Source organism: Kitasatospora sp. NPDC059146 (assembly GCF_042786665.1).
Lineage (GTDB): Bacteria > Actinomycetota > Actinomycetes > Streptomycetales > Streptomycetaceae > Kitasatospora.
The window spans coordinates 1-13,661 of the sequence record NZ_JBHZCY010000088.1 but is presented as its reverse complement, the minus strand read 5'-3'; the positions used below and the strand labels follow the sequence as shown (position 1 = coordinate 13,661).

Annotated in this window: 11 protein-coding genes; 9 read left to right on the top strand and 2 right to left on the bottom strand. The window is 73.6% G+C overall.

Annotated elements, in window-relative coordinates; all coding sequences use genetic code 11:
* Positions 1-9: 9 nt before the first annotated feature.
* From ACFXPX_RS30005 to ACFXPX_RS29980, 6 genes are all read left to right on the top strand, one after another.
* Complete coding sequence (locus ACFXPX_RS30005; RefSeq protein WP_380644091.1) at positions 10-942, top strand: STM4015 family protein; 933 nt, start codon at positions 10-12, stop codon at positions 940-942.
* A gap of 76 nt (positions 943-1,018) precedes the next feature.
* A complete protein-coding gene (locus tag ACFXPX_RS30000; protein WP_380644090.1) occupies positions 1,019-2,188 on the top strand; it encodes an STM4014 family protein in 1,170 nt (389 codons plus the stop codon).
* A gap of 41 nt (positions 2,189-2,229) precedes the next feature.
* Positions 2,230-3,105: an STM4013/SEN3800 family hydrolase gene (locus ACFXPX_RS29995; protein WP_380528930.1), complete on the top strand. Its 876-nt coding sequence runs from the start codon at positions 2,230-2,232 to the stop codon at positions 3,103-3,105.
* On the top strand, positions 3,102-4,433 hold the full coding sequence (locus ACFXPX_RS29990) for an STM4012 family radical SAM protein (RefSeq protein WP_380644089.1): 1,332 nt from the start codon (positions 3,102-3,104) through the stop codon (positions 4,431-4,433). Before ACFXPX_RS29995 ends, ACFXPX_RS29990 begins: the two co-directional genes overlap by 4 nt.
* An 11-nt stretch (positions 4,434-4,444) precedes the next feature.
* Entirely contained in the window at positions 4,445-5,389 is a 945-nt protein-coding gene (locus ACFXPX_RS29985; RefSeq protein WP_380644088.1) for an STM4011 family radical SAM protein, read from the top strand.
* A gap of 161 nt (positions 5,390-5,550) precedes the next feature.
* Positions 5,551-5,931 (top strand): VOC family protein, encoded by a 381-nt coding sequence (locus tag ACFXPX_RS29980; protein ID WP_375896821.1) that lies wholly within the window; start codon positions 5,551-5,553, stop codon positions 5,929-5,931.
* A gap of 113 nt (positions 5,932-6,044) precedes the next feature.
* Here the strand turns inward: ACFXPX_RS29980 and ACFXPX_RS29975 are convergent, their stop codons facing one another.
* Both ACFXPX_RS29975 and ACFXPX_RS29970 read right to left on the bottom strand, forming a co-directional pair.
* Complete coding sequence (locus ACFXPX_RS29975; RefSeq protein ID WP_380644087.1) at positions 6,045-8,792, bottom strand: glycosyl hydrolase; 2,748 nt, start codon at positions 8,790-8,792, stop codon at positions 6,045-6,047.
* 190 nt (positions 8,793-8,982) lie between these two features.
* Complete coding sequence (locus ACFXPX_RS29970) at positions 8,983-9,723, bottom strand: rhomboid-like protein (protein WP_380532681.1); 741 nt, start codon at positions 9,721-9,723, stop codon at positions 8,983-8,985.
* A gap of 244 nt (positions 9,724-9,967) precedes the next feature.
* Here ACFXPX_RS29970 and ACFXPX_RS29965 point away from each other — a divergent pair, with 244 nt between their 5' ends.
* The 3 genes from ACFXPX_RS29965 (at position 9,968) to argG (ending at position 13,515) form a co-directional block, all read left to right on the top strand.
* Positions 9,968-10,753: a rhomboid-like protein gene (locus tag ACFXPX_RS29965; protein ID WP_380644086.1), complete on the top strand. Its 786-nt coding sequence runs from the start codon at positions 9,968-9,970 to the stop codon at positions 10,751-10,753.
* Positions 10,754-10,904: 151 nt separating this feature from the next.
* Positions 10,905-11,792 carry an SAM-dependent methyltransferase gene (locus ACFXPX_RS29960; protein ID WP_380532687.1) on the top strand — a complete coding sequence of 296 codons (888 nt, stop codon included), beginning with the start codon at positions 10,905-10,907 and terminating at the stop codon, positions 11,790-11,792.
* A 310-nt stretch (positions 11,793-12,102) separates the two neighbouring features.
* Positions 12,103-13,515, top strand: a complete 1,413-nt coding sequence (gene argG, locus ACFXPX_RS29955; protein WP_380532690.1) for an argininosuccinate synthase — start codon at positions 12,103-12,105, stop codon at positions 13,513-13,515.
* Positions 13,516-13,661: the final 146 nt, after the last annotated feature.

Below are 13,661 nucleotides of genomic sequence, written 5' to 3'. Positions count from 1 at the left end.
GGATCCGACATGACGGTCTCGCACCACCTCAAGCACTTCCACGAGCTGCCGATCCACGAGTTCGCCCCCGACGACACCCGACACCGGCCCGCCGCCGGCGAGGTCGCCTGGCGGCTGGCCCTGGAGTACGACGCCAAGCACGGCTTCGAGGAGCTCTGGCGGTCCTTCCTCCAGTCCGTCGACCCGGCCGGGGTCCGCGCCCTGGTGATCGGCCCCTGGTGGCAGGGCGGCTACTCCCCCGTGCGGGTCGCGGTCGAGGCGATGGCGGCCGCGGCCGACCGCCTGCCCGCGCTGGAGGCGGTCTTCCTCGGCGACGTCACCTTCGACGAGTGCGAGATCTCCTGGCTGGAGATGGGCGACGTCACCCCGCTGCTGACGGCCTTCCCCCGGCTGGCCTCGCTGACCGTGCGCGGCAGCATGGACCTCTGCCTCCTCCCGGTGCGGCACGACCGGCTGACGTCCCTGTGCTTCGAGTCCGGCGGTCTGCCGGCCACCGTGGTCCGCGCGGTGTCCGGCTCCGAACTGCCCGCGCTGGAGCGGCTGGAGCTCTGGCTCGGCGTCGACGAGTACGGCGGCGACACCACGCTGGACGACCTGGCACCCTTCCTGGACGGCTCGCGCCTGCCGCGGCTGCGCCACCTCGGCCTGCAGAACAGCGAGTTCCAGGACGAGATCGCCGCCGCCCTCGCCCACGCCCCCGTGGTCGCCCGGCTGGAGTCGCTCAGCCTCTCCATGGGCGTGCTCTCCGACGAGGGCGCGGCCGCCCTGCTGGAGGGCCAGCCGCTCACCCACCTGCGCGCACTCGACCTCCACCACCACTACCTCACCGAGGAGATGGGACAACGCCTGCGCCAGGCCCTGCCCGGCGTCGACCTCGACCTCACCGAGGCGGAGGACGCGGGCGAGGACGACGAGGACCGTTACGTCGCGGTCGCCGAGTAGCCGCAGGCGCAGGCGGAGACCGGAAACGGACAGGGACACGGACGCGAACACGGCAACGGAGAGAGGAGACGGCACGATGACCCAGCGGTTGACCGTCCTCGGCAACCCCGGGCACCGGCGGGTGACGCTGTTCTCCGCCGCCGCCCGGGCCGCCGGCCTGCCCGAGCCCTCGGTGCTGCCCTGGCTGGACGTCCTGCGCGGCGGGTACCGGCTGCCGGAGGGCACCCTGCTGCGCATCGAGTCGCCCGGCGAGGAGCCGCTGGTCGACGAGCTGCTCCGCGGCCCGGCGCTCGGCTCCGGCTACGCGCCGACCAGGGTCGAGGGCACGGCCGCCTGGTACACCGGGATGCTGACCGCTCTGCGCGGGCTGGCCGCACACCCCGGCGTGCGGCTGCTCGGCGATCCGGAGGAGATCGCCGTGATGTTCGACAAGCGCCGGGCGCACGCACTGCTCGCCGCGGCCGGCGTGCCGGTGCCCCGGGCGCTCCCCGGCCCGGCTCCCGGCGGCGAGCTCTCCGGCTGGGAACAGCTGCGCTCGCGGCTCGCCGCGGCCGGTCTGCACCGGGTCTTCGTCAAGCCCGCGCACGGCTCCTCCGCCTCCGGGGTGATCGCCCTGGAGTTCGGCCCGCGCGGACGACTCCTGGCCACCACCTCGGTCGAGCTGGCCGACGGCCGACTGCACAACTCGCTGCGGGTGCGCCGCTACCGCGACGAGCGGGAGGTCGCCGAGATCGTCGACCGCCTGGCGCCGGACGGGCTGCACGTCGAGCAGTGGATCCCGAAGGCCTCCCAGTCCGGCCGCTCGGCGGACCTGCGCGTCGTGGTGGTCGAGGGCCGGGCCACCCACGCGGTGGTGCGCACCAGCTCCCAGCCGATGACCAACCTGCACCTCGGCGGCGCCCGGGGCAGCCTCGACCTGGCCCGGGAGGCGGCCGGCCCGGCCTGGCCCACGCTGCTGGAGACGGCCGAGCGGGCGGCGGCCTGCTTCCCCGGCTCCCCGATGGTCGGGGTGGACGTCCTGCCCACCGCGGGCTGGCGCCGCGCCCTGGTCGGCGAGGTGAACGCCTTCGGCGACCTGCTGCCCGGGCTGACCGGCCTGCCCGGAGGCCCGGCCGAGGGCCTCGACACCTACGGCGCCCAGCTCGCCGCCCTCGCCCGGCGCCCCGACCCCACCACCCGTACCGACCGCACAGAGCCCCGCTCCCCCGCCCCGACGCACCACCAGAGCATGGAACCCTCCCGATGAACCACCAGCCCACGCCCGAGACGGCCGCCCCGAACCCCGACATGAACGCGGTGGTCGGCAGCCACGACCTGCTGCTCGTCACCCTCGACACGCTGCGCTTCGACGTCGCCGAGGAGCTGGCCGGGGCCGGCCGGATCCCGAACCTCGCCGCCTTCCTGCCCGGCGGCCGGTGGGAGCGCCGGCATGCGCCCGGCAGCTTCACCTACGCCTCCCACCAGGCGATCATGGCCGGTTTCCTGCCCACCCCGGCCGCTCCCGGCGGCCCGCACCCGCGCCTGTTCGCGGCCCGCTTCGCCGGTTCGGAGAGCACCGCCACCCGTACCTGGGTGTTCGACGCGGCGGACCTTCCGACCGCTCTGGGGGCGGCCGGGTACCGGACGGTCTGCATCGGCGGCGTCGGCTTCTTCAACAAGCAGGGCCCGCTCGGCTCGGTCCTGCCCGGCCTGTTCCAGGAGAGCCACTGGGAGCCCTCGATGGGCGTGGCCTCCCCCGCCTCCTTCGAGGAGCAGGTCGCCCGGGCCGAGCGGGTCGCCGCCGAACAGCCCGCCGACCAGCCGCTGTTCCTGTTCCTGAACGTCTCGGCGCTGCACCAGCCCAACTGGTTCCACCTGCCGGGTGCCACCCGCGAGCACGGCGACTCGCGGGCCAGCCACGCCGCCGCCCTGGAGTACGTGGACGCCCACATCGGCCGCCTCTTCACCGCGATGAGCGCCCGCCGCCCCTGCTTCGCCGTCGTCTGCTCCGACCACGGCACGGCGTACGGCGAGGACGGCTACACCGGGCACCGGATCGGCCACGAGGTGGTCTGGACGGTCCCGTACGCCCACTTCACCGTCCCGGCCGGCCACGGCACTGCCACCGCCCCCTCCCCCGCCTCCACTCCGTCCATCCCCTCCATCCCCGAGGAGCGCGCATGATCACCGCACCCCCGCTCCCCGACTCGCCGTACCAGTCCTACGTCTACGCCTACCCGCACAAGACGGCCTACCGCCCGCTGCCCGAGCGCCCGCTGCTCGGCGAGCTCTGGGCCGGGGAGCCGCAGCACGCGCTCTCGCTCTACCTGCACGTCCCGTTCTGCGAGGTCCGCTGCGGCTTCTGCAACCTGTTCACCCGGATCGGCAGCCCCGAGGGCCTGACCACCGCCTACCTGGACGCCCTGGAGCGCCAGGCCGACGCCGTGCGCTCGGCCCTGGACGGCGACGCCCGGTTCGCGCTGGCCGCGTTCGGCGGCGGCACCCCGACGTATCTGACGGCCGCCGAGTTGGAGCGGCTGTGCGACATCGCCGAGCAGCGGATGGGCGCCGACCTGCGGGCCGTGCCGCTCTCCGTGGAGGCCTCACCCGCCACCGCGACCGCCGACCGGCTGGAGGTGCTGGCCGCCCGCGGCACCACCCGGCTGAGCCTGGGGGTGCAGTCCTTCGACGACACCGAGGCCCGCTCGGCCGTCCGCCCGCAGAAGCGCGCCGAGGTGGAGGCCGCCCTGGCCCGGATCCGGGCCGCCGGGATACCGGTGCTGAACATCGACCTCATCTACGGCATCGACGGCCAGACCGAGGCGAGCTGGCTGCGTTCACTGGACGCGGCCCTGCACTGGCAGCCCGAGGAGCTCTACCTCTACCCGCTGTACGTCCGCCCGCTGACCGGCCTGGCCCGGCGCGGCGAGCAGGAGAGCGCCGCCGCCTGGGACACCCGCCGGCTCGCGCTCTACCGGTCCGGCCGGGACCACCTGCTGGCCAACGGCTACCAGCAGGTGTCGATGCGGATGTTCCGCCGCGCGGCCTCCCCGCAGGCCGGCCAGGGCGAGTACGCCTGCCAGACCGACGGCATGGTCGGCCTGGGCTGCGGCGCCCGCTCCTACACCTCGCGGCTGCACTACTCCTTCGACTACGCGGTGAACGCCACCGAGGTGCGCGCCATCATCGACCGCTTCGTCACCACCGAGGACTTCCACCACGCCGAACACGGTTTCCGGATGGACGGCGGCGAGCCGCGTCGCCGCCACCTCGTCCAGTCGCTGCTCCAGGCCGAGGGCATGCCCCTGGCCGACTACCGCGCCCGCTTCGGCAGTTCGCCGGCCGAGGACTTCGCCGCGGAGCTGGCGGGCTTCGCCGAGCGCGGCTGGCTGGCCGCCGACCCGGAGCGGCTACGGCTCACCCCGGAGGGCCTGGCCCACTCGGACGCGGTCGGGCCGCTGCTGTTCTCGCCCGGGGTCCGGGCCCTGATGACGGGCTACGAGGCGAAATGACCTTCCTCGGCATGCCCTCCGTCACCCCCGCCGACCCCGCCGCCCCGGTCGAGGCCGACGCCGCCGCCGGCACCCCCGACGCGGCGCGGCCGCGCGACCTCACCCTGCTCTACCGCGGCCCGCTCGCCTCCTGCGACTACGACTGCCCCTACTGCCCGTTCGCCAAGCGCCGCGACTCGCCCGAGCAGCTGCGCGCCGACCGGGCCGCGCTGGAACGCTTCACCGCCTGGGCCACCGCCCGCGCGGGCACCGGTGACACCCTGTCGTTGCTGTTCACCCCCTGGGGCGAGGGCCTGGTCCGCTCCTGGTACCGCCGCGCGCTGGTCGAGCTGAGCCGGCTCCCGCACGTGCGCCGGGTCGCGATCCAGACCAACCTGAGCTGCCGTACCGGGTGGCTGGCCGAGGCCGACCCCGCCACCCTCGCCCTGTGGGTCACCTACCACCCCGGCCAGGTGCCCTTCGACCGCTTCCTCGCCAAGTGCCGCGAGCTGGACGCGCTGGGCGTGCGGTACAGCGTCGGCGTGGTCGGGCAGCCGGACCACCTCCCCGAGGCCCGTCGGCTGCGCGCGGCGCTCGCCCCCGAGGTGTACCTGTGGATCAACGCGGCCGAGGGCCGCAGCTACACCGATGCCGAGGCCGCGCAGTGGACGGCCCTCGACCCGCACTTCGGCTACAGCCGGCACGCCCATCCGAGCGCCGGGCTGCCCTGCCGCACCGGCGATTCGGTGCTCTCCGTGGACGGCGACGGCACGGTGCGCCGCTGCCACTTCGTCCGGGACGTCCTCGGCAACCTCTACGACGGCAGCTACCGCGCCCGGCTGCGGCCGCGCCCCTGCCCGCTGCCGGTCTGCGACTGCCACATCGGGTACGTCCACCTGGAGACGCTGCCGCTGTACGAGCTGTTCGGCGCGGGCGTACTGGAACGGGTGCCGCAGGAGTGGCCCCGGGGCGGCTGACCGTCCGCACCGGCCCTGACCGTCCGCGCCCCCGCCGCCCCGGGCCGCCCGCGCCTGCACCCCCGTGTGACCGGCCGCGCACGGCCCGCAGCGCTCCCCGGCCCACCGGGCGCCCGGCCGCGTACCTCCCTAGCCTGGTAACCGAGAGGAGGCGAACCACCATGCTTGGAGACGGACCGCTGCAAGCAGTCATCCCCGCCACCGATCTCGCCCGCGCCAAGGCCTTCTACACCGATGCCCTCGGCCTCAAGGTCGTCGAGGAGGGCGAGGAGGAGCTGACCGGCGAATGCGGCGCGACCCAGTTCACCATCTACCGCACCCCCAGCGGCGGCCAGGCCGCCCACACCCTCGCCAGTTTCAAGGTCGCCGACCTCGACGGCGAGATGGCCGCCCTGCGTGAGCGCGGCATCACCTTCGAGGAGTACGACTTCCCCGGCCTCAAGACGGTCAACGGGGTCGCCGAGGGCGAGGGCATGCGCGCCGCCTGGTTCAAGGACAGCGAGGGCAACATCCTCTGCGTGGCCCAGCGCGTCGGAAGCTGACCCATCCCCGACCGATCCCCCCCACCCCTACCCCAACCCCCACCGCACCCGGGACGCCGGTGCCCGGCCCGCTCGTCAGGAGCGGGCCGGGCACCGGCGCACGAACGGGACCGTCAGCCCTGGCTGTTGCCGCCCTGGCCGTCCCCGCCCTGGCTGTTGCCGTCCTGGCCGTCGCCGTCCCGGCCGAGCTCGCGCGGGTTGATCGACCAGATGCCGCGCCCGAAGGTCGCCACGTAGAGCCGGCCGTCGGGGCCCTGCTTGAGCTGCTGCACCGCCGTGGTCGGCAGGTTGCGGCCGAGCACCGAGAACCGGCTCTCGCCCGGGGCCCGGTAGAACGCGGCGAGGTCGGTGCCCAGGGCGAGGCCGCCGTCGGGCAGGAGCTTCACCGAAGTCGCCGGGACGTCGGGCAGGTTGGCCGAGACGTCGGTCCAGGTGGCGCCGCCGTCCCGGGTCTCGAAGAGGTGGCCGGTGCCCGCGCCGGGGCCCTCCGTCCAGGTGCGCGAGAAGCCGTTGACGGCCACGAGGACGTGCCGGGCGTCCTTCTCGTCCACCGCGAAGGAGGAGATGTACCGGTTCGGGATCGTCCCGTCGACGGGCAGGTTCAGCTGGTGCCAGCCGGTGCCGTCGATGTTGCCCACCGCGATGCCGCGGCTGAACCCCTGGTTGTTGCACGGGCCGCACCAGCCCGCGTACACCGTGCCGTTGACGGTGGCGACGGCGGTGGCCACGTGACCGGCGCCCAGGTCGTAGGCGGAGGTCCACTCGCTGCCGCTGCGGATCGCGTAGCCCTTGTGCTGCACCCAGACGTGCTGGCCGCCGGCGATCCAGGTATCGGCGTCCGCGGGGTCGGCGGTCATCGGCGCGATGAACCGGGCGGCGTTGGTGTCCTTGTCCGGCGGGGCGACCTCGTAGGAGGTGGCCTTGCTCGGATCCTTCGTCCAACTGCCGTCGTTCACCGCGCAGTTCTGGGTGACCCACATGTCCAGGTAGACGTACTCCTGGGCGATGTCGCAGCCGTTGGCCGGGTCGACCAGGGTGTCGCCGCCGTCCCCGCCGAAGTTGGAGCCCATCACCTTGTCGTGCGCCCGCAGGATGGACTCGCCGTTGTCCTGGAGCCCGCCGCTGACGATGACGCCCTTGCCGGACCGGTCCGCCGGGTCCTTGCCGACGCCGACCGAGTAGTACTGGAGGGTGTCCATGGTGCCGTCGTTGAGCGGCGTCCAGTCCTTGCCGTGGCCCCAGGCGTCCAACTGCCCCTTGCCCGGGCGCCGGTAGATGCCGCCGTCGTTGCCGACGTAGACGTTCACCTTGCCCTGGTAGCTGCCGAAGGCGACGGCGTGCTGGTCGGAGTGGGTGGTCGGCGAGCAGTCACCGGTCTGCTTGCTCGGGTCGATGCTCCAGCACGGGAAGCCGTTGTTCCAGTACGGCCCGACCGTCGCCCACGCGTTGCCGCCGTCGGTGGTCTCGAAGACCTCCTCCAGGCCCGCGTAGACGTGGTCCGGGTTGGCCGGGTCGACCTGGAGCGACTGGTTGTACCAGGCCTGGATGCCGGGCTGGTAGCCCGGGTCCTGGAGCGCCGAGCCGGACGCCTTGAGCTTGTCCTTGTCCGCGATCAGCGTCCACGGGCCGTACGGCGAGCCGGACTTGGAGACGTAGATGCCCTTGAGTCCGGTGTCCGGGTTGTGTGCGGCGACATCGGGCGACTGGTCGATCGCGTAGTAGCGCGAGCCGTCCGCCGAGCGGGCGAAGGTCACGTTGCCGACGTTCGCGGCGTCCGACGGCAGGTCGCCCAGCGCGCCGACGCGCTGCCAACTCCCGTCCGCTGCCTTGCTGTAGAAGCCGTTGTAGGTGTCGCCGCCGCGCCAGCCGACCGCCAGGACCACCTTGGACGGGTCCTTGGGGTCGATCGCGATGTCGTTGGCGATGTTCTTGTACGGCGCGCTCGGGTCCTTGGCCATCGAACCGCCCGGCAGGTAGTCCGGGTTGGGCGCGAACTCCAGCTTCCACGGCCCCGACAGGTCGGAGGTCGAGTGGCTCCACACACCGCGGCTGGTCGCCGCCCACACCTTGCCGCCGCCGAAGCGCAGCGCGTGGATGATGGTCGACTCCAGCTCCGGCCCGCCCACCCGGTTTCCGGGCTGGAACTTGCCGTGCTGCGGGTCGGACAGCACGTACACGCCGGTGCCGACGTACGAGGTGGCCCCGGTGTTGGACTCGCCGGTGGCGTACCAGAGCCGCCCGCCGCCGTCGAGGTTCAGGGTGCCGGTGGAGAGCGTGGGCAGCTTGTCGGCGATCGGCTCCCACCGGCCGCCGCCGGTACGGGAGCGGAACACCCCGCCGTTGGCGCCGCCCGCGTACACGTAGCCGTCGGTGTCGGCGGCGATGCCGGTGATCCGGCCGGTCACCAGTCCGGCGCCGCCGCTGGAGTTGGAGTTGACGTCCCGGTAGCGCGGGTCGTCGGAGTTGTACGGCTTGTCGGTGACGTGGTCCCAGGTGCCGCCCGTGTGCGGCATGGACTGCAACTGCGCCCAGGCCGCACCGTAGGCGCCCGGCGCCACGACACCCGGCGCGGTGCGCGCCTCGGTGTACTGGGCGACGCCCTCGGCGGAGTTCTCCGTCTCGTCGCCGCCGTCCCCGGGCGAGTCGGCCTCGGGAGCGGTGGTCGAACGGGGGGCGAGCGAGGAGGTCCCGGCACCCCGGACCTTCTTCGCGTGCTGCTTCCCGACGTCTGCCTGGTGCTGCACCTGCCAGGGTTGCGATGCGGACGGCGACGGCGCGGCGAGCGCCTGACTGGTGGTCAGTCCGAGGGCGGTGAGCGTGACGGCGCTGAGCAGCAGCCGACGACGATGCCTGATGGGCACGAGTGCGGTCCTCCCCTGTGGCCGGCCGCGCGGTTGCGCGGCCCCGGCGAAACAGGGGGTAAGCCTGTCCGGTGTGCCCGGCCAGGGGAAGGCCCGAACGGTAAAAGGAGGTTAAGACCCTTACCGTTTCGAACAGTTGGCATTCACCGAATGCCCGGACGCCCGAACGCCTGACGTCCGACGGCCTCGCTCACCGACCGGGCTGCCGCCGCCCGCACACCCGCCACCCACGCACCCGCCGCCACGACTCCCGCACCACGGCGGCCGGGTCGAAGGCTCCCGGCCGGTCCCGGGTGATCGGGTAGCAGGCGAGCCCGATCAGTGCCGCGCTGAGGTGGCCGATGCTGGTGTAGTCCCGGCTCTGGTGAACGCCGTAGACGTACACGGCGAGCACTCCCCCCACGTAGAGGTACCGCCAGGGCCGCACGATCAGGTAGCTGAGCACCCCGACCACCCCGGCGAGCGCGTAGCTCACGCCGTAGTCGAGCGTGTAGACGGCCTTCGGCGCCGCCAGGCCGCGGTGGATCGCCCAGCCGAGCACCCCCTCGCTGAGGTAGGTCGCCCCGACGTGTGCCAGCACCGCCACCGACAGCCAGCGCAGCGTGCCCAGCCAGCGCTCGGCGGGCACGTGGAAGAGGTTGTACAGCGCGAAGTAGCTCAGCCAGCCGCCGCCCGCGATCCACAGCGCGCTGGTCAGCAGCACCCGAACGGGTGAGACCTGGAGGTGGTGCAGGTTGGTCGAACGCCGCTGCAGGATCCGGTCGGCGGTCACCGGGTCGACGTGCCGGATCACCTGGGTGGTGACCAGCAGGATCGCCAGCCAGACGTAGGTGCCGGGGGCGCGCCGGACGTAGCGCCACGCCGCCCGGGCCGCGCGCGCCCACCAGGGCCCCGGGTGCGCCTGCGGCACGCCGGTGGTGCTGCCGGTCATCGGCGCCTCCTCGACGGTCCGCTCCTCCTCGACGGCCCCCACCTCACCCTGGCCCGCCCGGGCCGCCGCCCGCCGCCGCGACGGCCCGTTCGGGTGACCCGCCCGGCGGCGTCCGTACCCGGCCTCCCGCCCGCGAAACCGTCGACGGGCGGGCGCGGCCGACTGCCGTAGGCTGGCTCTCCGGCCGCCCACGGGCCGCCGGGCACCGGAGACCGGACACCGCACGCAAAGGGCGCCAGGCACGATGAGGGACCGCCTCGGAACGACGCAGCCGACCGACACCGCCGCCTCCCGGACGCCTGATTCCAGAACGGCCGCCGACGGAACGGCGGCCGGCGACGGAACGGCGGCCGGCCGGAGGGCCACCGGCGGCCGGGCCGCGCTCACGGCGAGCGCCCGCACCGCCGCGCTCCGGCTGCGCCTCACCTCCGTCTACGTCGTCCTGCTGACGATCACCGCCGCCTGGCTCGCCACCCAGGGCCACGCCGGCCGGGCCCGGTTCGTCCGGCACAACAGCAGCAACGTCCACCACATGGAAGTGGGCAAGTGGTGGACGATGTTCACCAGCGGCCTGGTGGTCGACGGCGTCCCGGCCTGGGCCGGCATCGCCGCCGTCGCGATCGCCCTGGGCCTGGCCGAGTGGCGCTGGGGCCCGGCCCGCGCGGGCGCGGTGTTCGTCTTCGGGCACCTGGGCGCCACCCTGCTCACCGAGGGTGCCATGTGGGTGATGCTGACCGCCCGGATCCCGGGGGCGCTCTCCCGCGCGCGGGACGTCGGGATCAGCTACGGGCTGGTCGCCACCATCGGCTGCCTGCTCGCCCTGGGCCCGCGCGCGCTGCGCCGGTACGGCCTGCCGCTCCTCGCCCTGGTACTGGCCGGCGCCTGGGCGGCGGACCAGCAGCTGGCCGACGCCGGCCACCTGGTGGCCCTCACCCTCGGCGTCGTCGCCGCCCGCACCGCCTGGCTGCGCAACCGCGCCTCCTCCCGGAGCCCGGCCCCCGGCGGCGGGCCCCGCGGTGAACCGCAGTGAACCGCAGTGAACCGCAGTGCAGTGAACCTCGGTGAACCGCGCCAGGGCCAGTGATCGTCCTTCCCAGTGGGCCGGGTACGATGCAGAACCGATCAACCGGCTGGCTACCAGCTTCTGGTGACCGTTGATCAGGCCAAACGGAGGGGACCCGATGCCCGAGTTCGACAACGCCACGAACCCTGCGGACGTGACCGACCCGGCGGGCTTCGCGGATCCGGCCGACTCCGCGGATCCGGCGGGCTTCGGGCATCCGGCGGACTTCGTGGACCCGGTGATGCTCCAGACCCACCGGCCCCACCCGGCCCGGATCTACGACTACTGGCTGGGCGGCAAGGACAACTTCCCGCCGGACCGGGCCGCCGCCGAGCACGCGATAGCCGCCGCGCCCGACATCCCGCAGGCCGCCCGGGAGAACCGCGCCTTCCTGCGCCGCGCCGTCCGGCTCTGCGTCGAGGCCGGGGTCCGCCAGTTCATCGACATCGGCTCCGGCCTGCCCGCCCAGGGCAATGTGCACGAGGTCGCGCAGGAGCTGGCCCCGGAGTCCCGGGTGGTCTACATCGACAACGACCCGATCGTGCTCGCCCACGGCCGGGCGCTGCTCGCCAGCAACCACTCCACCACCGTGCTCACCGGCGATCTGCGCGATCTCGACGAGCTGCTCGACCGGCCCGAGCTGCGCGAGCTGATCGACCTCTCCCGTCCGGTCGCCGTCCTGCTGATGGCCGTCCTGCACTTCATCGACGACGACCAGGCCGCCGCGGCCGTCAAGGCCGTCCACGACCGCCTCGCCCCGGGGAGCTTCCTGCTGCTCTCGCACAGCACCGCCGAGGGCAACCCGCAGCGCGCCGCCGAGGTCGTGAAGACCTGGGACGACACCGATTCGCGCATCCGGCTCCGGGGCCGGGCCGAGGTGGAGGGCTTCCTCACCGGCTGGGAGCCGCTGGAACCGGGTGTGGACTTCGTCCCGCTCTGGCGCCCGGACGGACCGACCGCGGGCTCCACCCGCTGGATGTACGCGGGCGTGGGCCGCAAGCCCTGACCCCCTCCTCCCCGGACCAGCGCAGGGCCGGACTCCCCCGGGAGTCCGGCCCTGCGCCTTCCCCGCCCTCTCCCCCGCCGCCGCACGGGGGGCCGGATCCCGCAAACACCCCTCTGGCCAACGGAGTTGAGGTCGGCCCCGACCCCCGGGAGCGGCCCGCCGGAGCTGCCACCCCGGCCGACGCGGCCGTATGCTCTTGCGGTACTCTGCAAATCTATGCCAGAGTGCGGGCATCGGATCAATCAGGCCGAATCCCCTCACACGTCGCTAAATCAGGAGCCCGCACCGCGGGTGGGTCAAGGGTGCATGCATGTCGAAGGTCTTGAGCAAGCTGCCGGTCGGTGAACGGATCGGCATCGCATTCTCGGGTGGGTTGGACACCTCCGTCGCGGTCGCGTGGATGCGCGAGCACGGTGCCGTCCCCTACGCCTACACGGCCGACATCGGCCAGTACGACGAGCCGAACCTCGCCGACGTCCCGGCCCGTGGCCGTGCCTACGGCGCCGAGCAGGCCCGCCTGATCGACTGCCGGGCCCCGCTGGTCGAGGAGGGCCTGGCCGCCCTGGCCTGCGGCGCCTTCCACATCCGCTCCGCCGGGCAGACCTACTTCAACACCACCCCGCTCGGCCGCGCCGTGACAGGCACCCTGCTGGTCCGGGCCATGCAGGAGGACGACGTCTCGATCTGGGGCGACGGTTCGACCTACAAGGGCAACGACATCGAGCGGTTCTACCGCTACGGCCTGCTCGCCAATCCCAACCTGCGGATCTACAAGCCGTGGCTGGACCAGGACTTCGTCACCCAGCTCGGCGGCCGCAAGGAGATGTCCGAGTGGCTCGCCGAGCGCGACCTGCCGTACCGGGACTCCGCCGAGAAGGCCTACTCCACCGACGCCAACATCTGGGGCGCCACCCACGAGGCCAAGCGGCTGGAGTTCCTGGACGCCTCGCTGGAGATCGTCGCCCCGATCATGGGCGTCGCCTTCTGGGACCCGGCCGTCGAGATCGAGACCGAGGACGTCACGGTCGACTTCGAGTTCGGCCGGCCGGTCCGGATCAACGGCCGTGAGTTCGGCTCCGCCGTCGACCTGGTGCACGAGGCCAACCGGATCGGCGGACGGCACGGTCTGGGCATGTCGGACCAGATCGAGAACCGGATCATCGAGGCCAAGAGCCGCGGCATCTACGAGGCCCCGGGCATGGCGCTGCTGCACATCGCCTACGAGCGGCTGCTGAACGCGATCCACAACGAGGACACCCTCGCCACCTACCACACCCAGGGCCGGCGCCTCGGCCGCCTGATGTACGAGGGCCGCTGGTTCGACCCGCAGGCGCTGATGCTGCGCGACAGCCTGCAGAAGTGGGTCGGCCAGGCCGTCACCGGCAGCGTCACGCTGCGGCTGCGGCGCGGCCAGGACTACTCGGTGATCGACACCCAGGGCCCGAACTTCAGCTACCACCCGGAGAAGCTGTCGATGGAGCGCAGCGTCGACGCCGCCTTCGTCCCGGACGACCGGATCGGCCAGCTGACCATGCGCAACCTGGACATCGCCGACTCCCGCAGCAAGCTGGAGCAGTACGCGGGCCACGGCCAGCTGGCGCCGTGGACCGGCCTGATCGGCGAGCTCACCCCGGGCGGCGCGGCGCCGATCGCGGCGGGCACCGGCGACGAGGCGGAGTCCACCGCGCTGGACCACGCGGCGATCGAGTCCGGCACCGACTGACATCTACGGGGCCCGACCGACGGGGACCCGACCGGCTACGGGCCGGAACGGCCGGGGGGCGGCGCCCCCCACCCGGGCGGCGGCCCCCCGCCCGTGCCCCCCCCCCCCCCCGGCCCGCCGCGTGTGGCGCCCCGCCCCCCCCGCCC